The organism is Actinomadura gamaensis (assembly GCF_042652125.1).
Taxonomy (GTDB): domain Bacteria; phylum Actinomycetota; class Actinomycetes; order Streptosporangiales; family Streptosporangiaceae; genus Spirillospora; species Spirillospora gamaensis.
In genome coordinates, this window is record NZ_JBHSIT010000001.1 from 1041225 (window position 1) to 1066019 (window position 24795).

The window sequence follows — 24795 nt, forward strand, 5'->3', positions numbered from 1 at the left end:
GCGGGCGGCATGCCGGCGGCGAGGACAGGCGGCGTCTCGCCGGTCAGCACGGGTGGCGTCTCTACGGTCAGGACGGGTGGCGTCTCGCCGGTCAGGATGGGCGGCGTCTCGCTCAGGGTCAGCTCGCGCGCGGTGCTCGTCTCCGCCGCGTGCGTGCTGGTCGCGTGCGTCGTCAGCGTCTTCGCGATCGGCGGCGGCGACTACCCGCTGAGTTTCGGCGAGGTCGTGAACGCGCTTTTCGGACGCGCCGACCCGTCCACCGACTTCATCGTCAACCAGCTCCGGCTGCCGCGCACCGTGACGGCGCTCGCGGTCGGCGCGGCGCTCGGGCTCGCGGGCGCGCTGTTCCAGTCGCTGTCGAGGAACCCGCTCGGCAGCCCCGACCTGCTCGGATTCACGCAGGGCTCGTCGGCGGGCGTGCTGGTCGCGACCGTCCTGCTGGGCGGGAGCAGCCTCGGCCTCGCGGTCGGCGCGGTGGCCGGCGGGGTGGCGACCGGCGTCGTCATCGTCCTGCTCGTCGGACGGAGCGGCGCGCACGGGCAGCGGCTCGTCCTCGTCGGCGTCGGGGTCGCGGCGATCCTCACCGGCGTGAACGGCTACCTGCTGACGAAGGCGCAGATCACCGACGCCGCGCGGGCCGTCCTGTGGCTGACCGGAAGCCTCGACGGGAGCGACTGGAAGCAGGCCGTCCCGGTGCTGGTGATGCTGGCGATCGCGGTCGCCGTCACCGTCGCGTGCGGACGCGCGACGCGGACGCTGGAAATGGGCGACGAGGCCGCGCGCGCACTCGGCGTCCCGGTGGACCGCGTGCGCGGCCTCCTGCTCGCGGTCGCCGTGCTGCTCGCCTCGCTCGCGGCCGCCGCCGCCGGGCCGGTGTCGTTCGTCGCGCTCACCGCGCCGCAGCTCGCGCGCCGCCTGACCCGCGCGTCCGGTCCGAACGCGCTGCCCGCCGCGTGCCTCGGCGCGGCGCTGCTCGCCGCCGCCGACCTCGCCGGGCAGCGCCTCGTCCCCGGCCACCAGCTCCCCGTCGGCGTCGTCACCGGACTGCTCGGCGGCGGCTACCTCATCTGGCTGCTCTCCACCGAACGAAAGGCAGGACGCCTGTGACCAGCGCGAAGACGCCCGCGACCACCTCGACGGCGGCGACCACCTCGAGGGTGGCGGGCACCTCGACGGCGGCGGGCGCCGCGAGGCTCGCCGCTTCCGGGCTCACCTTGGCCTATGACCGGCGCGTCATCGCCCGCGACCTGGACGTCGCCGTCCCGGACGCGTCGTTCACCGTCGTCGTCGGGCCGAACGCGTGCGGGAAGTCCACGCTCCTGCGCGCGCTCGCCCGCGTGCTGCGTCCGGCCGCCGGGACGGTCACGCTCGACGGCGAGAAGATCGCGTCCTGGCCCGCGCGCAAGCTCGCCCGGACGCTCGGCCTGCTGCCGCAGTCGTCCATCGCGCCGGAGGGCATCACCGTCTCGGACCTGGTCGCGCGCGGCCGGTACCCGCACCAGGGGCTGCTGCGCCAGTGGACGCGCGAGGACGAGCGCGTCGTCGCCGAGTCGATGGAGGCGACGGGCGTGGCCGCGCTCGCGTCCCGCGGCGTGGACGAGCTGTCCGGCGGCCAGCGGCAGCGGGTCTGGATCGCGATGGCGCTGGCCCAGCAGACGCCCCTCCTGCTGCTGGACGAGCCGACCACGTTCCTCGACATCGCGCACCAGATCGAGGTGCTCGACCTGTGCGCGCGGCTGCACGCCGAGGGACGGACGATCGTGGCCGTCCTGCACGACCTGAACCAGGCCGCCCGCTACGCCACCCACCTGATCGCCATGCGGGAGGGGCGGATCGTGGCCGAGGGCCCGCCCGCCGAGGTCGTCACCGCGGACCGCGTCGAGGAGGTTTTCGGCCTGCGCTGCCGGGTCATCGACGACCCGGAGACGGGGACGCCGCTGGTCGTCCCGGCCGCGTCCGGTGCGAGGCGTTCGTCGGCGGATGTCGGGAAGGTCACGCAAATCTGACTTGTCCGGCACGGCCCATATGGTTGTACGGTTACAACGGTTATAGACCTACAACCAGTTGGAGTCCGCGTGCCCGACACCGGCCCGGAGCCGAGCCACCGGCGCAAGCTGCTGGTGCTGGCGATCTGCTGCATGAGCCTGCTGATCGTCAGCCTCGACAACACCGTCCTCAACGTCGCGATCCCGGCCATGCAGCGCGACTTCCACGCGAGCATGTCCGGGCTGCAGTGGACCATCGACGCCTACCTGATCGTCCTCGCCGGACTGATGATCACCTCGGGCTCGACCGCGGACCGGCTCGGCCGCCGCCGCGTCTTCCAGGTCGGGCTGACCCTGTTCACCGCGGGCTCGCTGCTGTGCAGCCTCGCGCCCGGCCTCGGCTGGCTGATCGCCGCGCGGGTGGTGCAGGCGGTTGGCGGGTCCATGCTCAACCCGGTGGCCATGTCGATCATCACCAACACCTTCACCGAGCCGCGCGAGCGGGCCCGCGCGATCGGCGTCTGGGGCGGCGTCGTCGGGATCAGCATGGCCGCCGGGCCGCTGGTCGGCGGCCTGCTGGTCGACTCGGTCGGCTGGCGCGCGATCTTCTGGCTGAACCTGCCGATCGGCCTGGCCGCGCTCGCGCTGACCCGGATGTTCGTGCCCGAGTCGCGCGCGCCGCACCCGCGCCGTCCGGACCCGGTCGGCCAGCTCCTCATGATCGCCACGCTCGGCACCCTCACCTACGCGATCATCGAGGGGTCCGCGCTCGGCTGGACGTCCCCGGTGGTGCTCGGCTGCGGCGCGGTCGCCGCCGCCGCGCTCGCGCTGTTCGTCCGGCACGCGCTGCGCGTGCCCGAGCCGCTGATCGACGTGCGGTTCTTCCGCAGCCTGCCGTTCTCCGGCGCGACCCTCGTCGCGATCTGCGCCTTCTCCGCGCTCGCCGGGTTCCTCTTCCTCAACTCGATCTACCTGCAGAGCGTCCGCGGCCTGACCGCGCTGCACGCCGGGCTCTACCTGCTGCCCATGGCCGCGTTCGCGGGCGTCGTCGCGCCGCTGTCCGGACGGCTCACCGGAGCGCGCGGCCCGCGCCTGCCGCTCCAGCTCGCCGGGGTGACGATGCTGGCCAGCGCCCTGCTGTTCGCCGCGTTCGACGGCGAGACCCGGAACGCCACGCTGTTCGCCGCCTACGCGCTGTTCGGCTTCGGATTCGGCATGGTGAACTCGCCGATCACCAACACCGCCGTGTCCGGGATGCCGCGCGCGCAGGCCGGGGTCGCCGCCGCCGTCGCGTCCACGAGCCGCCAGATCGGGCAGGCGCTCGGCGTCGCGGTGTTCGGCGCGGTCGTCGGTGTCGCGGGCGCGTCCACCCACCATGCGGGTTCGGGGCACGCGGGCCTCGCCGGGGGCGACTTCGTCGCCGCCGCGCGCCCGGCGTACTGGATCATGGCGGGGTGCGCGGCGGCCGTGCTGCTCCTCGGTACCATCACGACCGGACGCCGCGCCGTCCGCACCGCGGAGCGCACCGCCGCGGCCACCGCCACCGACACGCCGAGGAGCCCGGTGAGGACCCCATGACCAGCGACCCGCCCGCCGCCGGAACGGCCGCCGCGTCCGCCCCCGGCGCGGCCGTTCCCAGCGCGGACGTTCCGGGCGCGGACGTTCCGGGCGCGGACGTTGCTGGCGCGGGCGTTCCGGGCGCGGACGTTGCTGGCGCGGGCGTTCCGGGCGCGGACGTTGCTGGCGCGGGCGTTCCGGGCGCGGACGTTGCTGGCGCGGACGTTCCCGGCGCGGACGCCGCTGCGGGCGTCGCGGCGGGCGCCGGGGAGAGGAGCGAGCCCGTGTGGCGCGCCTGGACCAAGCTCCAGGTGCTGCTGCGCGTGCACGGCGACCGCCGCCGCGAGGTGACCGAAGCGCTCGGCATGAGCTTCTCCCGGGTCAAGGCGCTGCGCCGCGTCGCCGCGCGCGGCCCGATCGCCCTGCGCGACCTGGCGGACATGCTGCTCACCGACCGTCCGTACACCACCCTCCTGGTGGACGACCTGGCCGGGCGCGGCCTCGTCGAGCGCATCCCGAACCCCGCCGACCGGCGGTCCAAGCTCGTCCGCGCGACCGACGCGGGCCTCGCCGCCGCCGCCGAGGCCGACCGCATCCTCGGGACCCCGCCGCCCGCGATGTACGACCTGCCCGAGGACGACCTCGCCGCCCTCGACCGCATCCTCGACCGGCTCATGGCCGACTCCGCGTCCGGCGACCGCCCGTCGCCGCCGCCGTCCCCCTGGGCCGCCGAGTTCTGACCCACCCACGGTGCCCCCACGCCATACCGCGCTGCCCCCGGCGGCACCCACGCAGCGTTCCGCGGCGCCCGCGCTGCCCCGCGGTACCCGCGCGGCGTTCCCACGGCGTTCCCACGGCGCCCGCGCGGCGTTTCGCGGTGCACGCGCGGGGCGTTTCGCGGTGCACGCGCGGGGCGTTTCGCGCTGTTGTGCAGCGTCCGCGCGTGTTCTGCGGTGCACGCGCCTGGCGTTCTGCGGCGTTTCCACGGCGTTCCGCGCTGATCCGCGGCGTCTCTGCGGCGTCGGGTCAGCGGATGTCGAAGTTGGGGAAGTCGGGGCGCGCGACCGTCCGGCGACAGCGCCAACACCGCGGCAGGTCGGCGCCGGCGGGAAGGCGGGGGTCAGGACGGGCGGTTGTGGCCGGCGTCGGCGTCCATCCGGGCCCAGTCGGCGTCCCACAGGGCGTCGCGGTAGCGGTCGCAGCGGCGGCGGACGGCCAGGTAGATCCCGAGGACGGGCAGCACGACGGCCAGGCCGGCGCCGGTCGCGGCGTAGACGGTGTCGGTGACGGTGCGGCCGTGCGGGCGCGGCGGCGTCGTGGCGGCGCCCTTGACGTCGATCCAGATCGGGTGGCGCGACCCGGCCTTGGCGTTCTTCCAGGCCGTCAGCGTGCCGACGCGGCTGCTGCCGTCCGGCGCGAGCCACCGCGCGCGCAGCGTCTCGTGCACGTACCGGTCGCCCGCCGAGCCGTCGCCGATCGCCTCGGCCGTCGCGACCGTCCGGTACCGGACGGATCTCTCGGCGTGCTCGGCCTTGACGCCCGTCGTGTACGACCAGCTCGCGCACGACAGCGCGGCCAGCGGCGCGGCGAACAGCGCCAGCACGAGCAGCAGGTAGCCGATCGCGCGCTGGACGCGGTCGACCGGGCGGCGCAGCTCGCTCGGCAGCAGCCCCGCTCTTCGCGCGCACCGGCACAGCCTGGTGCCGGCCGCCTGCCTCGTGTCGCCGCCCGCGGCGGCGTGGCGCCGCGCTCCGGAACGGAACCAGCTCATCGTCGTCACCTCCCCGGGAGAACCCGGCAAGAGGCCCTTGGCCATCCTTTGCCAGGATATTCCCGAGTACGGTCCGAGGCACAGTCTCGGATCGTTTTCGGGAGGTCCGTTAGGGACGTCCCGTCCCCCGGAACCCTCCCGGCACGGGCTTCCCGGCCGGTCCGGACGCGGCGAAGCCTTTCTGACTCCACTCCGTTACGGACCGTCCGAATGCGGTCATGATCCGGAAACTCCGCGCGCGGACTCGTCCGCCCGGACCAGCGAGAGCAGTTCGGCGAGGCCGCCGGCGGTGGCCTTCGAGAAGGTGTCGAGATCGGGCATCGCGTCGAAGTCGCCGGTGATGCCGAAGTAGAGCGTCCCGCAGTAGGAGATGATCGCCGTCGCGACGCGGATGCCCCCGGCCAGCGGGACGTACGGGTGCAGCTCCAGGAGCCGCCGTCCCATCACGTACAGGGGGAAGTCGGGGCCCGGCACGTTCGTCGTCACCGTCTGGACGAGCCCCTGCCGCAGCCTCACCGGCAGCCGGGCCGCCAGCGACAGCAGCGCCGGGGCCACGGCCGTGTCGGTGAGCCGGGTGAGCGTGCGGGTGCCCGCCGCCTGCTCGCTGCGCTTCACGTCCTCGGTCTGCTCGCGGATCCGGCGCAGGCGCTCCAGCGGGTCGTCCACGCCGACGGGCAGGTTCACGAACACGGCGGCGACGCGGTTGTTCATCTCGCCGCGCTGGCTCTGCTCGCGCACCGACACCGGCACCGCCGACCGGACGACCGCGTCCGGCCCGAGGTCGCCGCGCGCGTTCAGCAGGTCCCGGAACCCGGCGGTCACGGCCGCGAGGACCACGTCGTTGACCGTCCCGCCGAGGGCGCCCTTGACCGCCTTCGCCTCCTCCAGCGGGGCGGTCTGCCAGCACCAGCGGCGGTGCGGGCCGATCGGGCCGTTAAGCGACCCCGCCGCCGGGCGCGCGAACCGCGCCGTGGCCCGGCCCGCGCCGAGCGCGAACGCCCCGAGCCGGCGCAGGTCGCGCGCGACGCCGAGCTCGCGCGCCACGTCCGCGCCCTGCGTGACGGGCCGGGTGACCGCGCGCCGCGCCGCGTCGGCGAGCAGGTCGAACCTGGACGGCTCGGGCGCGGGCGCCCAGGGTTCCGGCTCGTCGGGCGGACGGTAGTCGGGCGACAGGTCGAACATGACGGTCGCGAGGTCCATGCCGGCGACGCCGTCCACCATGCAGTGGTGGACCTTGGCGATCAGCGCCCAGCGGTCGTCCGCGAGGCCCTCCACCAGCCAGATCTCCCACAGCGGCTTGTCGGGGTCGAGGCGCTGGCCGAGCACCCGCCCGGCGAGGTTGCGCAGCTGCTCGTCGGTGCCGGGAGCGGGGACGGCCGTGTGCCGCACGTGGTAGAGGATGTTGAAGTGCGGGTCGTCCGCCCAGACCGGGCGTCCCAGGTGCAGCGGGACGCTCCGGACGCGCTGCCGGTAGCGCGGCACGAGCGGCAGCCGCGCCACGATCTGCCGGATCAGGTCCCCGTAAGACGGCGCGGGACCTTCGAACACGACCACCGATGCGACATGCAGCGGGGTGTTCTCGTCCTCCAGGAGGTAGAAGCTCGCGTCGAGCCCGGACATGTGATGCACCGTCGCCTCACAGTCTTCTGTTGTGCTGCCAGGGGTGCGTTAAAGGCTTCCCGCTGAAGCGCCGTCCAACCGGCTTTCCCCTGTCCGCACCGGGCACCTCGGAACGATCAAGCGACCGCGGCGCGGACGTCCTGCTGCGGCGCCGGTCAGGCGGCCGCGGTGCGGGTGCGGGTGCGGGTGCGGTTGCGGCGGCGCGTGCGGCGCGACCGCGACGGCGCGGCGCGCGGCGTGGTGTGCTCGCGGACGAAGGCGCCCACCTCGTGCAGCGCCGCCAGCCCCTCCGGGACGAGGTCGGCGAACACCTGGAACACGTGGACCTGGTTCTCCCAGACCTGGAGGCGGCACGGGACGCCCGCGGCGGTGAGGCGCTCGGCCATCAGCTCGGCGTCCGGGAGGAGCATCTCGCTGGAGCTGACCTGGATGAGCGTGGGCGGCAGCGCGGCGAGCTCGCCGTTCACCGGGGAGACGGCCGGGTCGGGGACGCCCTCGGTGAGCAGCGCCGCGAGCCGCCGGACGCGGCGGGCGGGCAGGTAGGCGTCCAGCCGCGCGTTGGCGTGCTCGACCTTGGCGGTGTGGTCGAGGTCGGTGAGCGGCGCGAGCGCGACCAGCGCGGCCGGGCGCGGCAGCCCCTCCGCGATCGCGCGCATCGTCGCCGCGAACGTGAGGAACCCGCCCGCCGAGTCGCCCGCGACGACGATCTTGTCGGCGGCGAAGCCCTGGTCGAGCAGCCAGCGGTACGCCTGGACGCAGTCCTCGACGGAGACGGCGAGCGGCGCCTCCGGAAGCTGCCGGTAGGCGACCGACAGGACGGGCGCGCCGGACGCCGCCGCGATCCGCGCGATCATCCGGCGGTGCGTGCGCAGCCCGCAGGAGAAGAACCCGCCGCCGTGGAAGTACAGCACCGCCCGGTCGGACGGCGCGCCCGGCGCGCGCACCCATTCGGCGCGGAAGCCGTCGAACGGCACCGGCTCGACGTCGGCCCAGCGCGGCGCGGGGAGCGCCAGCGGCGCGGCGAGGTCGATCGCGAACGCCGGGCGCAGGCCGTGCCGGGACAGCGGCCACACCGACAGCAGCGGGCCGACCGTCAGCCTCAGCCCGCGCGCGGTCAGCCGGGACCGGACGGTCGTGCCGGGCCGGGACTCCACGAGAGGGTCCATCACGTCTCCCCACGGTGCGCGGACGCGGTCGCCCTGTGACGGGGCGGTCGCCCTGTGACGGGGCGGTCGCCCCGTGACCGGACGGCCGGTCGGGCCCCCTGGTGACCAAGCGGTCATTCGGGTGACCTCGCGTCAACCTCGCACCGTGCCGATCACCGTGTCAAGGGGATCGCGCGTGGCGAACGTGACGTTTGGCCGAGCCTTGTCACATGACTACTAAGTTCGACGGGCGGGAGTGTGTTCCAGTTCACTACCCGGTGCCCCTTAGGGGGTGCGCGCGCTTTCTGAGGGGGTCCGGTCCTCCGCGCGGACGGTCCGCACCGCGAGCGCGAGGACCGCGCCGAGCACGCACAGCCCGGCGGTGATCCAGAAGATCTCCTGGTACTCGGTGCGCAGCGCGTCCTTCACGGCGGCCTTGTACGCGGCGAACTTCTTGGTGAACCCCTCGTCGAACGGGAGCGGCATCTCCAGCCGCGCCGTCAGCACCCCGAACCGGTAGAAACCCCACCCGGACAGCGCCGCGATGCCGAGCAGCATCCCCATCATCCGCGCGACGACCACCGCCGCCGACGCCACCCCGTGCCGCGCCGCCGGGACGAACCGCAGCACCGCCGACGACACCGGCGCGATCACCAGCCCGAGGCCCAGGCCGGTGACGACCAGGTCGGCGTCCACGCGGGGGATCGGGCCGTACGACGCGTCCGAGGCGTCCGCGGGCCAGGTCGCGATCAGGACGAAACCGAGCGCCGCGACCGCCATCCCCGCGACCATCGGCCGGCGCTCCCCGAACCGGTGCGCGAACCAGCCGCCGCCGACGGCCGCGATCGGCAGCGCGACCAGGAAACGCGTCAGCAGCAGCGCGCCGCCGACGTCGTCCTTGCCGAGCAGCGTCCGCGCCATCAGGACGACGTCCACCAGCGTGACCATGAGCGCCGCCCCGGACAGCAGGCTCACGCCCAGCGTCGCCAGCAGCGGCCCGCGCCGCACGCCCGAGAGATCGAACAACCGCGTCCGCGCCCGGATCTCCCACAGGACGAACACGACGAGCGCCACGATCCCCGCCGGAAGCAGCGCCCACCCCCACGGCGGCAGCGCCGAACGCTGCGGATCCGGGTTGTACAGGCCCACGACCAGCAGTCCCAGCCCGAGCGCCAGCAGGACGCCGCCCACGACGTCCACGCCCTGCGCCCGCTCCCGGGGCCGTCCGCCGGGCACGGAGAGGTGCACCGCGACCATCGCGACCAGCGTGAGCGGCACGTTGATCCAGAAGATCGCCCGCCAGCCGAGCGCCGCCGCGACGCCCACGCCGTAGAGCGGGCCGAGCACGCTGCCGAGCTCCTGCGCCGCGCCGACCGCGCCGAGCACGACCGACCGGTTCCGCTCGGGCCACAGGTCCCCGGCGAGCGCCATGGTCACCGGCAGCAGCGCGCCGCCCGCGACGCCCTGCACGACCCGTCCGGACGTCAGCGCCCACACGGCCGCCGTCCCGTCCAGGGACACCGGCCACTTCCCGGCCACCGCCGTGACCAGCGACCCGACCGCGAACAGCAGCAGGCACCCCTGCAGGACGGCCCGCCGCCCGAACCGGTCCGAGAGCTGCCCGAGCAGCGGCATCGCCGCCACGTACCCGAGCAGGAACCCGGTGATCACCGGCGTGATCCGCTCCAGCCGGTTCACCGGGACGCTCAGGTCCGTCACGATCGTCACCAGCACGGTGGAGATCACGTAGGCGTCCAGCGAGGCCAGCAGGACCACCGCCGCGCCGACGCCGATCGCGGTGCGCCGCCTGCCCTCGGCCGCCGCCGGGGGACGTCCGGCCGTCACGGTCACTGCGGCGCGCTGATCTTGTAGGCCTGGTCGTAGGCGGTGAAGTCGATCGTCGCCGACCCGCCCTTCGGCATCGTCCCCTTCACCCGGACGAGCCGGTGCGACGCCTTGTCGATCCACAGCTGCCCGGGCAGGTCGGCGTCGATGCCCGGCACGATCTTCCCGATGGACGCCTTCGGCAGCGTCCCGGCGACCCGGTAGCAGTCCTTCCCGTCGACCTTCTCCTCGGCCTGCGCCTTCGGGTCGGAGATCGACGACAGCATCTTCGCGACGCCCCGGTCCGGATCGAGGACGGCCGAGGTGTCGTACATCGTCCCGGCCAGGAGCTTGGGCACCTTGCGCCAGCTCTTCCCGGTCACGCCCTTGATGTACACCGAGTCACCGACCGCGACCAGCCGCATCTCCCCGACGGCCCCGGACTGGGCCATCTGCACGGTGCCCTCGCCGTCCCCGTTGCGCAGCAGCTTCAGGTCGCCCCCGTGCACCACCAGCCCCGGGTCGCCCTCGGTCCGCAGCGTCACCGCGACGCTCGCGACCTTCCCCATGGCGTCCGCCGACTGCTTCACCACCTGCGCCGCGTCGAAATGCGCGGTGGGCTCCTTCGAGCCGCCCCCGCCCTTGCATCCCGCCAGAACCAGCAGGCCGAGCACCACGACCGCGAACCGCCGCACAACCTTGGACATAGCCCGGACCCTACCGACCGGTCACCACCCCCGTCACTCGGTACCAGGTATGATCCGGCCCCACCCCAGAGGACTACGGTGGCCGCCCCACCGCTCCCGCCGCTAAGATGAGCCCCGACACGCCCCCAGCACCGCACCAGCACGCCACCGGGGGTGGCTCCAGGGGCGGTAGCTCAGCCGGTCAGAGCAGGGGACTCATAATCCCTGGGTCGCGGGTTCGAGTCCCGCCCGCCCTACCTGATCATCACCCACTGACCTGCGCAAACGCAGAATCGGCCTGGACATTCCAAGATCATGGGCACACCATGGGCACACCAGGTTTTCCGGGAGTCCTGGGGGAGCGGCAAGCCACGACCGGAAGGGCGAGATCGTGGCAAGCATCGAACGCCGCCCCAACGCTTTGGGCCGAGTCACTTGGCGCGTCCGCTGGCGTGCAGGCGGCATCCGTACCGGCCGAACCGACAGCGAGACCTGCGACTCCGAGAAGGCCGCCCGAGATTTCGCCGCCCTGGTGCAGTTGGCGGGGGAGCGGCGTCCGGAGGGCTACCCCAAAGGCTGCCGGGGCCACCGGCTGCTGCTCGCCGAGCCCGACCCCGACCCCGACCCTGCGCCGGAGCAGATGAGCTTCGGTGAGGTCGTGCTGGAGTATCTGGCCACTTTGGTGGACGCCGACCGCCGCACCGTGGCCGACTACCGCCGTCTCTACGCCGCGCATGTGGAGCCCGCCATCGTCCTGCTGCCCGGCGGCCGCGCCGTCGGCCCGCTCGGCGGATTGCCGATCGGCCAGGCGGCCGCCCTGGACATCCTGGCAGGGCTGGGTCGGCTACATGCGGACCAAGGTCTACGGCCGGACGCCGCCCAAGCACTACTCGGCTAATTAGCGTCCCCGATGCCATCGGCCAGGACGACGCTGCCGCCCCGCTCAATCCGGTCGCCGACGCGCTCACACCTGACTGGCCCGGCCCGCCTCATCCTGGAGTTCGAATACAACGGCGACGGCGGACCAGGTCTGGTACCGCCTTCTGCTACTCATCACCGCTCCTGCCCCCTTGCGCCTGGCCAACGACCACCGTCGATTCGCCCAGTGACCACCTCACCGCCCAGACCGCACGACTGGGAGGACCAATGATCGAGTTCAAACGGCGGGGCAAGCCTCCTCGGCCGCTCCCGGCCGATGCGTAGGTCGAACGCAGCGAATTGCGGCAGGGTGTGGTCGTGGCCCGGTGGATCGAGAATCCCGAGCAGGGACCCGATGACATCGTGGTCAAGGCGCCCTGCTGTGACCGCCTGTTCCACCTCCAGTACGAGTACGCCGGAGCCAACCTCTACCTGCTTCTGTGCATCTTCTGCCAGATCGCCTACGAGGTTCAGGTCATCGACGACGGCGACGGCGGCTTCAGCGCCGTCCTGACCGTCGAGGACATCCCCTTCATCACCACCCGACGCCGAGTCGCTGACGGCAGCAGGGACAGGTCAACCACCCAGTGCTGATCTCGAAGCGCGCCACGGTCACCGATCTTTGAGTGCAGTGGGCTGTTCCCCGCCGGCTGCTGCCGCCTGCGGTTACTCACCGGGGGCGTTGACGTGCGCGTTGTTACGGCGACCGCGGGGGATATGGACCTCGGACCGGTGGGCAATGCCATCCGCACAGCTCGTCTGGGCATGTGGCTGGACGTAGGTCGGTCTCGCGCACCGCATGCACGTTTCACGGTCCACGGTGTCGCGGTGGGGAGGCGAGGAAAATCTGCCTGGGTATCCGGACCCAGCGTCGTTTGGTGGCTGTGCGGGATGTGCCTCCGTCGATTGGTGGGACTCGCCGCTGAGTGGCTGTGGGACGCGGCTGGAATTGATGGATGACCCGGTGTGCCGACCACGTTTGCTGAAGTCCCTGGTCGTGACCGCCGCCGCTTCGACAGTGCCCGCCGGTCTGGTGAGCGGCACCGCTCGCGCCGCCACGCCCGGCGGTAACAGCGCCCCTAGGGGATGCCTTGCGAAGCCTGCTGCTGGGTACCTCGGTCCGGGCCGGACCGGCCCGTCCACCATCGTGCACGCCCGCGCTTTGCTAGGGAAAGCCACTACGGCGTTCAGTTGCTGCTCCGCCGACCTGGGCCGGGACCTGCCCGCGAAGATCGTCGGTACGCAGCAGCTCGTCACCGTGGCCGACGACCCGCTGGCCTCCGGGCTCCTCGCCCACACCTACATCCTGGCCGCCCGGCTGCTGATCAAGCTGGATGAGATTGATTTGGGGCTGCTGGCCGCCGACCGGGCGCACCCGTTCGCGACCTGCGCCGAGGACGCGGTGCTGGTCGGCGAGGCGGCCCGGAACAAGGCTGCGCTGGTCCGCAAGGCCGGATGGCACGACTACGACGCCGCGATCGCGCAGGCCGCCGCCCATCTCACCGTGCCGATTCCCGGGCTCGGGCCGAGCGGGTCTGCTGCTGATGAGGCCTTTTCTGAACGATCTATTTCAGATCTTCGTCGTGGGTTGCGATCCCGGCGTCGTAAAGGACGTCGCGCGTCTGCATTGATCGGGCAGGAGATCGCCAATGAGCAGTGAGGCGCAACCGCCGCAACAGGAGGCTCAGCCTTCGCAGCAAGCCGATAGTGGACCGCCATGGCTGAGGATCACACTGGCCTTGGTCGCTGCTGCGACCGCGATCGCGATTGCCTTGATCCCCGTCCTGACTTCCTTGCTGAGCGGTAAAAACGACAGCGGTGACCGTCATCCCACCGCGCAGTCGGCCACCTGTCCGCTCGCCGAGTCCTCCACCACCGCCTCAGTGGTCTCTCACCAGTCCGCCAGCTACCCCGACCTGCGTCTTCAACAGATGAGCTACAAGCTCACCTATGGGCACCACGAGGCTGCCCCCCATGTCGACGCGCCAGCCATGCGGCTGGAGCCCGCCGGGCAGATTACCGGCGGAGTGCCAGCCGATCAGACGCTCTACCCCTTCTTGTGGGCAGACCCGCACACTCGCGACAACACCCCTCAGCACCACCCGGGCCCAGGCCGCTATTTCTGGCACCAGAACACTCCCATCCAGCCCGATTCACGCGGCTGCTGGAACCTACCCGAAAGCCCGCTGGGCTACTCCGACGCCCAGGGGCTGACTTTCCGCTTCTATTTCGGTCTGGTTCCCCGCACGCAGGAGCCCTGCCTGCGGAAACTGCTCAGTTCCCGGAGCGCGGAGCAAAACGGTCTAGACGGCGAGGCCTTGTCCGCCTGCAGCGTCACCTTGCTCGGCTATGGGATCATCCCCACCTAGTAGCGGTGCTGATCCGGCAACTCGTTCTTGCATCAAGGCCTAGCCGATCAGAGCCGACCACCGCACGGTCGAGAAGCCGCTGGGAGAGGGCGTGATCGAGCTCGCCGATGTCGGGCGGCGGAGTTGGAGGCAGTTGCCGGGTTGGCGATGCGTCCGTCGGGGGCGTGGAGCAGGTGCCGATAGCGGTCGTGGATGGCTGCGGCGAGGTCGGGTATCAGCAGGCTGGTGCAGTACAGGGTGGCGGCGTCGGTGCCTGCTGGGGGCGGGCCTCCGAAATTCCCAGTCCAGGAGGAACGGGGTGCGGGTGGTGAGGTTGGTCCAGCGCAGGTCGCCGCGCTGGGGTAACCACCGCCCCACTCGGGTCGGGAAGTCGGGCCCGTAGGTTCGGTGCTGGGCGCCGGAGATCTGCTGCTGGATGCGGGGGACCCGTTCGGTCGGGTGCCCGGCGAGAGTGGTCAGGCCGCAGGCACTTCCATGCGCTAGAGGAGCACCCTGCCAAGCTCCACGCCGATCTCTCGCACTACTTCCCAGGCCGCGATCCGGTCATCGCGTGGAGAGTGGGAGATCCCGCTGATCGAATTCGCCGCCCTGTATGGCTGGCTTCCCGAGGAAGCGGCAACCAAAGCGGCACAGGTCGGACACAAGCAGGGACGGCACTGGTCCCAGCGGGACTGGATGATCGCCGCGCTACAGCCCGAGCGTAACCCCTGACAGCGCCAGCGTCGCGGTTAAGACGGTGAAGCTGCGCTGGCTGAGGAATGAACTACTTCTTCCTCGGCCAGCGTCGCCACGAGAACTTTCGGCGAGCACTCGGCTGTGGAAGATCATCCTCGTGTAGCTGGGCTTCATAAGCTTTAGCGGCCTCGTAGAGAGGATCCGCGAGTTTAGTCCGAAGATGACTAATGCGTGCCTCCGCTCGCGACCGTCGAGCATCGTCAGCCTCGCTCTTCCTGTCAGCCGTGAGTACTTTCATGAATTCGCTGAGCTCCCGACAAAACCGTTGGCGGTCCTCGATAATCTTCTGCTTCCGCTCGGGAGGGAGAACCTGGAACATGAGCTCTCCCATCTCACGTCGACGTTGTTCGGCCTGCTGTTCCGAGTCCGCGCGCGAGAGGGCCTTCCGTGGCGGCGCCGGTGGGCCGGGGGGCGGGGTTGGACGGGCGGGAGGATCGCCGTTCAGGAGCTCGTTGGCCTCCCTGGTCGCCTCCACCATCATTCGCTCGCGCTCCAACTGCGTTCGGCCCCACGGATTCTCGGCTCGCTCCTTGGCCAGCTCTGCGGCGCGGCGGCGTTCCTGGTACTCGCCCCAGGCCTCCTCGGCGGCGGCCAACTCCTCACCAACGGCGTCTGCCTCGCCTACGTCTGTGAAGCCGCCGATGCCGAACACCTGCCATGTCTGCCCGCTGTACGGCCCCGGGACTCCGTCGCTGAGATGCGATCCCTCGAAAGGGCGCGGCCTTCCGGTGCCGCGCCCGTCCTCTGGAGTTACTTCATTCATGCTCACGTAGTAGCACGTCCCTAGGTCGCTCAGCAGACCCAATGTGCTTTCCATCGCCCGCCTCGCCCTAACTCGTCGGCCTCGGCCCATCTGATCCGCGGAAAAAAGGGGGGTGAGGGATAGTGACGACCCGCGACGGCGGCAGCGTCGGCATCCGGATCCAGCCGACGATTAACACGTCGGAGTTCGGGCAGCAGATCCGCGCCCGCCTAAACGCAACCTTCGACCGGACCGGCCGTACCCTCGGCCGGCCCCTGGGCGCTCGCTCGCTGACGGTGCGGGTTCGGGGTTCTCCGGCAGCTCGCCCGGTCGGCGCGCGAGTCGTTCCGCGGGTCAATGCAGGACCTCCCGGCGGTCCGTGTCGATGTCCGGCTGAACGAGGCGTCGTACGAGCGGGGCCGGCGCAAGTCCCTAGATCCGTCCAGCACCATCCGACATTCTCAAGAGATGCCTCCTCCGCGGGACCGGTCTGCCTACCTCCATGACGAAGACCGGCCGATCAAATCGTGGGCACGTCTCGCGTTACTCCGGTGGTCACACAGTCGGCGTGCCATGCCTCGCTCCGCCAGTCGCACCGCGACCCGAGCTCCCAGAGTCTGCGCGCGTAGGTGGTTCCGCAAGATCACATTCACACCGTGGAAGTCACAGAACTCGCAGCTCGTAAGGTCCGGCACCAGCGTGCCGACGCCCTCGTCGAGCAGGCGGAAGCTCTGATCAAGCAGTAGGTCGGCATTGGCGACGTCGACTTCCAGCGGGAAGATCAAGGCCCTGACGTCCCACTTTCCTGGGTCTGCACGCGGCTGGGCGATGGGTCAGTCACGGCTACCTCCGGTCGGCGAAATCTGCATCCCCGCCCCGGCTGCATCCGGGCCGTCCTCTCATAAGGAGAACGCGTGCTCGCCAGCATCATCCGTACCGTCGTTCCCGTCTTCATCGGCGTGATCCTCGCCCAGTCGCCCGGATCGGCCTCGACCTGCCGGGCGGCGCGGTCACCGACATCGTTCACCGTGGCCGTCACCACCGCCTACTACTTCGCCGGGCGGCTCGTCGAGCAGCACCGGCCCACCATCGGTCGGATCCTGCTGTCGCTTGGCCTGGTCTCGTCTTCCCCGGTCTACGTCCGCGAGTAGGCTCCTGTTCGTCGGCAGGGTGGGGAAGCCCCGCCGGCACACGAACGCCCCGTCCTCACGCTTCGGCTTCCGTTCTAGCGGTCGTTGCAACACCCCATCCCGAGGGGTGCGATGGGTTTCGAGATCCGGGACCGAACGATCAATGTCGGGGCGAGGGGCCTCGGGCGCGAGCGGGCGGAATACTTCCGGCTCATGCAGCTGGGGTACTCCAACATCGCCGCGTGCAGGATCGTCGGCATCAACCTGCGGACGGGCAGGGAGTGGCGTAACGGAAGAACGCAAGTAGGCCGGGTGGTGGCGCCTGTCATGGGACAGGCGCCACCACCCGGCCCTTTGTGGTCTGCGAGTGAATCCTCCCGCTATCTGCGGCAGGACGACCGGGTCCACATCGCCGATCGGCTCCGCGAAGGGGCGTCGCTGCGGACGATCGCCGCCGAGCTGGGGCGCAGTCCTTCCACGATCAGCCGCGAGGTCCGACGTAACCGGACCGAAGGAACGCCAAACGGCCGGCACTATCGTCCGCACACCGCCCAGGCCCGCGCCGACCGGCGTCGAGCACGCCCCAAGAGCACCAAGCTCGCAACCAACCCGGAGCTGCACGGCATAGTCCAGTCCTGGCTGGAGATGAGATGGAGTCCAGAGCAGATCAGCCAGTCGCTTCCTTGCCGCTTTCCCGACCGTCCGGACTTGCGCGTGAGCCACGAGACCATCTACCGGGCCCTCTATGTCCAAGGCCGTGGTGAGCTGCGCCGCGAGCTGGTCCGAGCGCTGCGCACCGGGCGCATCCACCGCAAGCCGCGGCGCCGTGCCCAACAGCGCCAGCCCCGCTTCACCACCCCGATGGTGATGATCAGCGAGCGTCCGCCCGAAGCCGCGGACCGCGCCGTTCCGGGCCACTGGGAAGGCGATCTGATCATTGGAAAGAACCACGGCTCCCAGATCGGCACGCTGGTCGAACGCGCCTCCCGCTACGTGATGCTCCTCCACTTGCCCGCCGACCGCACCGCCGAGACGGTCGAAGCCGCGCTGATCGACACCATGAGCCGCCTGCCGGCCCACCTGCGGCGCTCTCTGACGTGGGACCAAGGCTCAGAACTCGGACTGCATCACCGGATCACCACGGCCATCGACATGCCGATCTACTTCTGCGATCCGCACTCGCCCTGGCAGCGCGGCTCCAACGAGAACACCAACGGGCTGCTGCGCCAGTACTTCCCCCGCGGCACGGACCTGTCGGTCGCCACTCGCGAGGGCCTGGACGCCGTCGCTGCCGAACTGAACTCCAGACCACGAAAGACGCTCGGCTGGGAGACCCCAGCCGAGCGTCTCGCTAAGCTCCTGGCACCAGCCAGTTGATCACCGGTGTTGCGACGACCCCTTGAATGCGCCCGGCGATGAGGGCGGGGCGTTTTCACGTGTCAGCGTCAGGTGAACATCTTGATGCGCTTGCGCACCTTGTCCAGCCCGGTTCCCTGGTCAACGGTCGGCAAGGTCCAGGAGGTAATCGAGTGGTCGCCGGGGTCGACGTACAGCAGCCGTCCACCTTTCGCCGGGATGTCGAGCGTGACGATTCCGACTTCGGGCGAACCCGGCTGCAGAGGCTCATCGACGCCGAATCCGTTTGCCGCACCGGCCCAGGGAGCGGTGCTGTTGCCGTCCATCTCAGTGATCGTCTGGCTGGCTCCACGCCACTGGAACCCGCCACCGCCGGCACCGCCCGCTGTGCTGTCTGGCTCCTGCACCGCCTCCGCTTTGATTGCCAGGGCGATGAACCAGCCGTTCTCCGGACCGTCCCCGTCCTTGTACGGGCCCTTGCTGTAGAGCAGCCCGACCGGGGTGACGCGGAGCTTCTTGAAGTTGTGGCCCGTAACCTCGGCTGGCTCGCCCCACTTCAGGGACTTGGGGGACGGCTTCTGAGCCGTTTCCCCAGGCGTTGGGGCGGCGTTGGTGGGTTGGTCCGCGTGCTTGGATCCGCCGCCGCAAGCGGCGAGGCCGAGGAGGAGGATCGCCGTCGTTGCGGAGGCGGCAATGGTGCGGTGAAGTGCAGGCAAGGGGCGCTCCGTGTGCGTCGGTGTGAGGCGCAGATAGGACGTCTCGGCCGAATGGCCGGTTGACGACCCGGCTTGACCGCATAGTCCTCCGTGCCGCGAGCTTCGATCAAGGACGGGTGGCGTAGGCGCGTGAGCTGTCGATGCCGGTGATGGCCTCCATTGAGATGCTCGATTCCCGTGTGGAAAGCGTGGGCTGCGAGCCCCGGATCGGCCGGTTCCTGACCTCGTTCTCCCTGCCCAGCGGAGCCCCGACCTACAAGTAGCCTTCAAGACTTCGGCGAGTGGAGAAGCTCGACCGGCAACGACGCCCTCGTCCTCCCGAGCCGGGAGGACGAGGGCGTTTTCGGCGTTCAGAGGTCAGCCCCTCCCATACGAGCTGCACCATGTCCGCAGCGCAGCGCCGAGGTGAGCGGTCGCGCTGATGCAGGTGTGTTTTTTGGCGGGGCGGGGGCCGGAGAAGCCCGCAGGGCCCCGGGGATGCCCGGAGCCCTGCGTTCGCCTTGGGGCGCGCCCAAATAATTGCCTATTTCAGAACCGAGTGATTCGCTCATGCGCGGGTCGCTGGGGTGGGGCAGGCCCCGGTCTCGGTGTTTGCGCTACTGGTGTGAGTACGGTTCGTGGTGAGGCCGGTGCGGTGATGGGGCTTGCCCTTGGAGGCATGATTCGAGCCCGGTGTGTCTGTTCTGGTCTGGAGCACATTCGTTCCCGTGTGGTTCGCCAAAGGCGCGGGCGGGGTTGTCGGCGCGGAGGGATGACCGCCGCCGCGTCCGGGTTGGCGGGTGGAGTGTCGCTGGGCTTGCCGGCGGGGGCTGGGGGTCAGGCGCGGGGGGGCGATGGCGAACAGTGACTCGGCCCGGGTGATCTGCAGCAGTCGCCGGACTCGGGGGCTGGGGGTTGCCAGCAGCATCAGGCGGTGCTGGGCGCGGGCGTGGTGGTCGGCGTGCCGCAGGACGCCCAGGCCGCGGCAGTCGATGAAGGTGACCGCTGACAGGTCCACAGTGATCTGGTCCCGGGAAGGTCCCGCAGGGCTTGCAGGCATCGTTCCAGTGCGGGAGCGGTGGCCAGGTCCAGCTCTCCGGCCACGGTGCACATGCCCGACCATCTCCGCGCTCACGGCGTCCTCAGCTCCTCGGCGAGGGAACAGGATCCGGCGCGGGGACGCCGGTGGGCGCCTGATCACCGATCGTGACAACAGCCTGGATACACGGTCTGTTCCGGCGTCACCAAAAGCGCAGGTCACCCACGCAGACCCGTTCGGCGACCGGGCACTGCGCCCCCAGAACGAACGCCTTCACCCGCCCGCGCCGCCCCCAGCCCGCCGACGCCGCCGCGCCCGCGTCTTGCACCGCGGCCGGCATGCCGGGAGGGTGTGCCGGTGGTCAGGGCGCTTGGAGTAGCTGCTGGGTGAGGTCGGCGAGTGGCTGGTCGAGGTCGCCGATGTCGGGGTGGCGGCGGAGTTGGAGGCAGATGCCGAGTTGGGCGATGCGTCCGTCGGGAATGGCGAGTAGGTGCCGGTAGCGGTCGTGGATGGTTGCGGCGAGGTCGGGGACTAGCAGGCTGGTGCAGTAGAGGGTGGCGGCGTCGGTGCCTGCTGGGGCGAGTCCCCAGAATTCCCAGTCCAGCAGGAACGGGGTGCGGGTGGTGAGGTTGGTCCAGCGCAGGTCGCCGTGTTGGGGCACCCACCGCTCCACCTGGGTGGGGATGTCGGGGCCGTAAACCTGGCGTAGGGCGTTGGTGATCTGGTGGTGGGTGCGGGGGATGCGGTCGGTGGGATGGTTGGCGAGCGCGGTCAGGGCGCGGTCGAGGGTGTCCCACCAGCTCGGGGTGAGGTCGATGCTGCGGGCGCGGTCGGGGGTGAGGGCTTCGTGGGGGGGAGCAGACCGGTTCGTCCACCAGTTCCCAGACCTCGGTGCGGACGGTGTGGTCGCAGCCGTCGAAGGCGGCCAGGACGGTGTCGTAGCGCTCCAGGGCGGGCCGGTTCAGGCCGGGCAGTTTGGGGGGCGCTGATCGGTCCATCCCACAGCAGTCCGTGCGCTCGAGGGCTGGGGACGGCCAGGACGCGCAGCCAGAAGGGGGCGCGGTCGGTGCGGCTGGTGACGGGGCCGCTGAGGGTGCGGTCGCCGACGCCGCGCACGCGCGCGGCCCGGCCGAGTTCAGGCCGAGCCGGTTCAGCGCCTGGGCGAACTGTGCGTCCATCCACGCGGCGCGGGCGGCTGCGGGCCGTGCGGTCGGTGTGGTGGGCGAGTGGTTCATTCGTGCTCCGTGCGGCGTGGATGCAGGGTTTCGCAGTTCAGCACCACGCGGTGGCGGACGTTGTCGCGTTGGTAGACCGGTAGTGCGGGACCGGTCAGCTGGTCGCCGGGGTGTAGCCATCCGCTGTGTCCGGCGCGGTAGGACAGCAGGACCGATCCGTCGCTGAGCGTATAGCGGGCGGGGAAGAAGAGCCCGTCACTGGCGTCGAGAACTGAGGGGCCTCGCGTTTTCCGGACAGCTTCTTGATGGGTGTCCTACGCGGCCTGCTGCCGGTCCAGGTACTCGGTGTGGACCTCCCATGGAGTCCGGTACCCGTTCGCGGAGTGGATCCTGCGTCGATTATAGAAGCTTTCGATATAGCGCATGACCGCACGGTATGCTTTGGCTCGTGTGGCGAACACCATGTGGTGAAGCCACTCGTTCTTCAACGCTCCGAAAAATGACTCGGCGAGCGCGTTATCCCAGCACACTCCCGTTCGCCCCACCGACCGGCGCATCCCGTACTCCTCCAGTCGCCTGCCGAACTCGGCACTGGTGTAATTCGAGCCGCGATCAGAGTGGAACACACACCCCGGAGCGATGTCGATGTTGCGGGCCGCCGCGTCCAGTGCGTCGGTGAGTAGTGAGCTCTTGAAGTGGTCGGCCATCGCCCATCCAACCACCATCTTGGAGTGGCAGTCGATGACGGTCGCCAGATAAGCGAATCCCTCCCAGGTGGGGATGTAGGTGACGTCAGCGACGAGTTTGGTGCCGGGTGCTTGGGCGGTGAAGTCGCGGCGGACCAGGTCGGGGATGGCGTCCAGGCCGTCGGTGGGCAGGGTGGTGACCTGCCGCCATGGCCTCGGCTGCACAGGCACCAGGCCCAGGTCACGCACGAGAAGTCGCACCAACTCCAGCGACACCTCTTCCCCCGATCGGACCAGCACCGCGTGCACCCGCCGGTACCCGTAGGTCTGGTGATTGGCTTCGAAGACCGCCTTGATCATGACCTTCAGCCGCATCCTGCGTTCGGCGGTATCCGACAGCGGCCGCGCCCGCCATTCGTAGAACCCTGAACGGGACACTTGAAGCCATGAGCACATGTCAACGATGCTGTGGTTGGCCTTCTCCGCGTCGATGAACTCGTACTTGGCGGTTACGGGTGTTCCCTGGCGAAGAAGGCCGCGGCTTTTTCAGGAAGGCGTTCTCCTCCCGCAGCTTCCGGACCTCACGCACGCTCGAGCTGAAGCTCTCTTTCGCTCCTGCGCTCACTCGGAACTGCCGCGTCCTGCGCGCCGGCGTCGTGCGTCAGCCGGTATTCCTTCACCCAGGATCCGAGGGTGGTCTCATGCAGGTCCAGTTCCTGGGCCACATGGGTGATCGGGCGTGGTCCGTCCAGCACCATGCGGACAGCCTCGTCCTTGAACTCCTGCGAAAAGCTCCGCCGTTTACGCCTTGCCAATGACCTTCCTTCCGGTTCATCCACAATCCTAGCTATGGACCTGTCCGGAAGATCCGAGGCACCTCAGTGTTGCCAAATGTGAGTTACCGACTGCGCTGGTGAGTGCCCTGCTACTTCGCTGGCGAATCCGCGTACGGACGAGCCGCTGGATCTTCTCCAGGCATTCCTCGACTTCCGCGGCGTACCGCTCCGATGTGCGCGGGACCACAGCGGACGATCGGCGGCCCCTGCCGGATGGCGAGGCCCACAGGCGGTACCTGTGTGAACCGATGTGACCACGCGCCATCCCCGGCGTCTCGAAACGCAACGGCCTCGCCTGTACCACCTCGCGGTATACCGGTTATTTCTACCCTGCCGAAAGCAGGTATGGATCTGCAAATATGAGATCTCCGGATCTAGGAGCGTGTCCATGCATGACGTTTCGATCATCGAAGACCATCCCGCGACTCTCATTGGCCTGAAGTCCGTGATCGGCGAGAACCAAGAACTGGCTCTCGTGCTGAGCGTTCGGTCGGTCGAGGCCTTCGAGGCCGAAAGCCGCGGGATGCGACCCCATGTGGTGCTGCTGGACCTGGGTCTGCCGGACGGTTTGGAAGGGCCGGAAGCGGTCCGGCATCTGAGTGTAAGGGGCCACATCGTCCTGGTCATGTCCGCACATGAAGAAGAGATGCCGGTACTCGAGGCGATCGAAGCGGGAGCCAAGGGCTACCTTACCAAGGAAGCGTCGCCATCGGAGATCGTCCGCGCAGTCTGCGCTGTAGCTGTCGGCGATACCTATTTCTCCGCAACCGTCGCCGGGTATCTACTGCGCGACCGCACTCACCTGACGCCGCGCCAGACCGAGGTGCTTAGGCTCATGGCCAGTGGAGAAACGTCAGCGGATATAGCACGGGAACTCCATATCGCCAAGAGCACAGTTGAAGGCTATCTGGCTAAAATTGGAGAGGTGACCGGCCGTCGGCGGCGGACTGACAAGACCCGGCTGGCCTACGAGATGGGGATGTTTGCCTTCCGCGGGAAGCGGGGCCGACCATCATGATGTTCGCTGTGCTCACCGCGGTCGCCAGGATGCTGCTGTGGCCTTTCGCCAGGATCTGCATCCCTGATGCACGGATCGACCCGCGCAAAGATGCCGGGGTCATCATCGCAGCGAACCATCGCAGCCTGCTCGACATCTTCGTTGGGCTGGTTGCGTTTCGGAGATGGAGGGTCCGGCCAGGTGTCCTGATCCGAGGCGACTACTTCGATCACCGGCTGCTGGGGCCGGTTCTTCGAGCGATCGGCGGGATTCCCGCAGGGCGTGGTTACGGGGCGCAGGCGATGACCTCGGCCAGAGAAGTACTGCGCGCAGGGGGGGTATTGGTTCTGGCCCCTGAAGGCCGCATCACCCATGGCGGTGAACGCACGGACGGCATCGCCGACCTCAAACCGGGTGTCGGCCGCCTCTCGGCGGAGTTGGGCAGCCCTATCCTGCTGGTCGGACTCTCCAATTCAGATCGGGTGTGGCCGCTGGGTGCACGCCTGCCGCGCCTTCCCCGGCCCTTCTGTCAGAGGCCGACCGTGCGACTCCGCACGGAGTGGCTCGTCATGCCCGAGGGGTCTGACCCGGCCGAAATCCTCGTGAGTGTGAGCCGCGGCCTTTCCCAGCTCCTCCAGGAGAGGTAGATCTACCCACCTGAAAACCCTGATTTCTCGGCTGCCGTCGAGCAAACAAGATTGAAACCATCGAGTCAACGGAATCGCTGCTACGCGAAGCGGGGACTCGATGGCTTTCATTGTTGGCGTGTGCGGAATCGATCGGCACTTGACGTCGGACGCCTCTCAAATGAGATGCGCAGGGTGGTCGAAATCTCCCTCTGCAACGGACATTGCAGATGTTCGTCTGATCCCGATCGCTGATCTGCTCAATGGAACTAACAGGCCCAGCCTGACACGTCAGATCGCCTCCTACGTCTTGGACCGGGACGTTCGCGATCGGGTTCGCGATCGGGTTCTCCATGCGCTGGGCCCGGACACCAGAGTGGTTGTCGGCCACTCGCTGGGGTCCGTGGCGGCCTATGAGGCGCTGTGTGCACTCCAGCACCAGGTGAGCGTATTCATCACGCTCGGTTCGCCCTTGGGTTTCAGGAGAGCGATCTTCGATCGGCTCACCTCGCATGACTGGCCCGGAGAGCTGGGCCGCTGGGTGAACGTCGCCGACCGCAAGGATCCTGTGGCCATGCGGCGCCGGCTGCGGCCCCTGTTCGGCGACGGCACCCAGGTGGAGGACCTGGTCGTCAACAACGGTCCGCAACCTCACGCGATGAGGTCGTATCTCAAGGCCGACGCGGTCCGCTCCGTGATCAGCCAGGCAATGGCCAGGCGGCATATGGAGGACCAAGGTGAGTGATTTCTTCCAGGTGTTGCGAGAAATCGTGCGCACAGTCCGTGCTGGCAGCGAGAGCACGGCGCGAACTATTCGCACTGCCTGCCTGATCATGGCTTTTGCTTCTAGCATCATCAGCGTAATCGCGGCAGCCGTCTGGGCTATCAAGATCTTGGCTTAGG

The 24795-nt window shown here is 69.8% G+C and carries 23 protein-coding genes, 1 tRNA gene and 1 pseudogene; 15 read left to right on the forward strand and 10 right to left on the reverse strand.

Annotated features, from left to right (window positions below):
• Positions 1-9 precede the first annotated feature (9 nt).
• From ACFPCY_RS04845 to ACFPCY_RS04860, 4 genes are all read left to right on the forward strand, one after another.
• Positions 10-1107, forward strand: a complete 1098-nt coding sequence (locus tag ACFPCY_RS04845) for a FecCD family ABC transporter permease (RefSeq protein WP_378252319.1) — start codon at positions 10-12, stop codon at positions 1105-1107.
• Between the two features lie 50 nt (positions 1108-1157).
• A complete protein-coding gene (locus tag ACFPCY_RS04850; RefSeq protein ID WP_378252587.1) occupies positions 1158-2006 on the forward strand; it encodes an ABC transporter ATP-binding protein in 849 nt (282 codons plus the stop codon).
• 69 nt (positions 2007-2075) lie between these two features.
• Positions 2076-3563 (forward strand): MFS transporter, encoded by a 1488-nt coding sequence (locus ACFPCY_RS04855; protein ID WP_378252320.1) that lies wholly within the window; start codon positions 2076-2078, stop codon positions 3561-3563.
• Positions 3560-4282, forward strand: a complete 723-nt coding sequence (locus tag ACFPCY_RS04860) for a MarR family winged helix-turn-helix transcriptional regulator (RefSeq protein WP_378252321.1) — start codon at positions 3560-3562, stop codon at positions 4280-4282. The genes ACFPCY_RS04855 and ACFPCY_RS04860 overlap by 4 nt, the downstream gene beginning before the upstream one ends.
• A gap of 380 nt (positions 4283-4662) precedes the next feature.
• On the opposite strand, the gene ACFPCY_RS04865 is transcribed toward ACFPCY_RS04860, so the two are convergent.
• The 5 genes from ACFPCY_RS04865 to ACFPCY_RS04885 all read right to left on the reverse strand — a co-directional run bounded on the left by ACFPCY_RS04865 (position 4663) and on the right by ACFPCY_RS04885 (position 10609).
• On the reverse strand, positions 4663-5313 hold the full coding sequence (locus ACFPCY_RS04865) for an Rv1733c family protein (protein ID WP_378252322.1): 651 nt from the start codon (positions 5311-5313) through the stop codon (positions 4663-4665).
• 216 nt (positions 5314-5529) lie between these two features.
• Entirely contained in the window at positions 5530-6933 is a 1404-nt protein-coding gene (locus tag ACFPCY_RS04870; RefSeq protein ID WP_378252323.1) for a WS/DGAT/MGAT family O-acyltransferase, read from the reverse strand.
• 155 nt (positions 6934-7088) lie between these two features.
• Complete coding sequence (locus ACFPCY_RS04875) at positions 7089-8099, reverse strand: alpha/beta hydrolase (RefSeq protein ID WP_378252324.1); 1011 nt, start codon at positions 8097-8099, stop codon at positions 7089-7091.
• 264 nt (positions 8100-8363) lie between these two features.
• Complete coding sequence (locus tag ACFPCY_RS04880) at positions 8364-9929, reverse strand: MFS transporter (RefSeq protein WP_378252325.1); 1566 nt, start codon at positions 9927-9929, stop codon at positions 8364-8366.
• On the reverse strand, positions 9926-10609 hold the full coding sequence (locus ACFPCY_RS04885; protein ID WP_378252326.1) for an LppX_LprAFG lipoprotein: 684 nt from the start codon (positions 10607-10609) through the stop codon (positions 9926-9928). The genes ACFPCY_RS04880 and ACFPCY_RS04885 overlap by 4 nt, the downstream gene beginning before the upstream one ends.
• A 162-nt stretch (positions 10610-10771) precedes the next feature.
• On the opposite strand from ACFPCY_RS04885, the gene ACFPCY_RS04890 reads away from it, so the two are divergent.
• The 5 genes from ACFPCY_RS04890 to ACFPCY_RS04910 all read left to right on the forward strand — a co-directional run bounded on the left by ACFPCY_RS04890 (position 10772) and on the right by ACFPCY_RS04910 (position 13875).
• Positions 10772-10845: transfer RNA gene (locus tag ACFPCY_RS04890), tRNA-Ile, on the forward strand.
• Positions 10846-10979: 134 nt separating this feature from the next.
• Entirely contained in the window at positions 10980-11486 is a 507-nt protein-coding gene (locus ACFPCY_RS04895; RefSeq protein WP_378252327.1) for a hypothetical protein, read from the forward strand.
• 338 nt (positions 11487-11824) lie between these two features.
• Entirely contained in the window at positions 11825-12100 is a 276-nt protein-coding gene (locus ACFPCY_RS04900; RefSeq protein WP_378252328.1) for a hypothetical protein, read from the forward strand.
• A 358-nt stretch (positions 12101-12458) separates the two neighbouring features.
• Positions 12459-13166 (forward strand): hypothetical protein, encoded by a 708-nt coding sequence (locus tag ACFPCY_RS04905; RefSeq protein ID WP_378252329.1) that lies wholly within the window; start codon positions 12459-12461, stop codon positions 13164-13166.
• Positions 13156-13875, forward strand: coding sequence for a hypothetical protein (locus ACFPCY_RS04910; protein ID WP_378252330.1), 720 nt, complete (start codon positions 13156-13158; stop codon positions 13873-13875). Before ACFPCY_RS04905 ends, ACFPCY_RS04910 begins: the two co-directional genes overlap by 11 nt.
• A gap of 763 nt (positions 13876-14638) precedes the next feature.
• On the opposite strand, the gene ACFPCY_RS04915 is transcribed toward ACFPCY_RS04910, so the two are convergent.
• Positions 14639-15262 carry a hypothetical protein gene (locus ACFPCY_RS04915; RefSeq protein WP_378252331.1) on the reverse strand — a complete coding sequence of 208 codons (624 nt, stop codon included), beginning with the start codon at positions 15260-15262 and terminating at the stop codon, positions 14639-14641.
• Between the two features lie 1004 nt (positions 15263-16266).
• Between ACFPCY_RS04915 and ACFPCY_RS04920 the strand changes: the two genes are divergently transcribed.
• Together ACFPCY_RS04920 and ACFPCY_RS04925 are read left to right on the forward strand one after the other, a co-directional pair.
• Complete coding sequence (locus ACFPCY_RS04920) at positions 16267-16503, forward strand: hypothetical protein (RefSeq protein ID WP_378252332.1); 237 nt, start codon at positions 16267-16269, stop codon at positions 16501-16503.
• Positions 16504-16614: 111 nt separating this feature from the next.
• Positions 16615-17859, forward strand: a complete 1245-nt coding sequence (locus ACFPCY_RS04925) for an IS30 family transposase (protein WP_465251208.1) — start codon at positions 16615-16617, stop codon at positions 17857-17859.
• Positions 17860-17927: 68 nt separating this feature from the next.
• On the opposite strand, the gene ACFPCY_RS04930 is transcribed toward ACFPCY_RS04925, so the two are convergent.
• From ACFPCY_RS04930 to ACFPCY_RS04945, 4 genes and pseudogenes are all read right to left on the reverse strand, one after another.
• Positions 17928-18554, reverse strand: coding sequence for a hypothetical protein (locus ACFPCY_RS04930; protein ID WP_378252333.1), 627 nt, complete (start codon positions 18552-18554; stop codon positions 17928-17930).
• Positions 18555-19101: 547 nt separating this feature from the next.
• Complete coding sequence (locus ACFPCY_RS04935) at positions 19102-19656, reverse strand: STAS domain-containing protein (protein WP_378252589.1); 555 nt, start codon at positions 19654-19656, stop codon at positions 19102-19104.
• A gap of 277 nt (positions 19657-19933) precedes the next feature.
• Complete coding sequence (locus ACFPCY_RS04940) at positions 19934-20233, reverse strand: hypothetical protein (RefSeq protein WP_378252334.1); 300 nt, start codon at positions 20231-20233, stop codon at positions 19934-19936.
• Positions 20234-21061: 828 nt separating this feature from the next.
• Positions 21062-22191: pseudogene (locus ACFPCY_RS04945) on the reverse strand (IS3 family transposase).
• A gap of 466 nt (positions 22192-22657) precedes the next feature.
• Here ACFPCY_RS04945 and ACFPCY_RS04950 point away from each other — a divergent pair.
• The 4 genes from ACFPCY_RS04950 (at position 22658) to ACFPCY_RS04965 (ending at position 24794) form a co-directional block, all read left to right on the forward strand.
• Positions 22658-23287, forward strand: coding sequence for a response regulator (locus ACFPCY_RS04950; protein WP_378252335.1), 630 nt, complete (start codon positions 22658-22660; stop codon positions 23285-23287).
• A gap of 8 nt (positions 23288-23295) precedes the next feature.
• On the forward strand, positions 23296-23913 hold the full coding sequence (locus ACFPCY_RS04955) for a lysophospholipid acyltransferase family protein (RefSeq protein ID WP_378252336.1): 618 nt from the start codon (positions 23296-23298) through the stop codon (positions 23911-23913).
• 160 nt (positions 23914-24073) lie between these two features.
• Positions 24074-24637 carry an alpha/beta fold hydrolase gene (locus ACFPCY_RS04960; protein WP_378252590.1) on the forward strand — a complete coding sequence of 188 codons (564 nt, stop codon included), beginning with the start codon at positions 24074-24076 and terminating at the stop codon, positions 24635-24637.
• Positions 24630-24794, forward strand: coding sequence for a hypothetical protein (locus ACFPCY_RS04965; protein ID WP_378252337.1), 165 nt, complete (start codon positions 24630-24632; stop codon positions 24792-24794). Before ACFPCY_RS04960 ends, ACFPCY_RS04965 begins: the two co-directional genes overlap by 8 nt.
• Position 24795 lies beyond the last annotated feature (1 nt).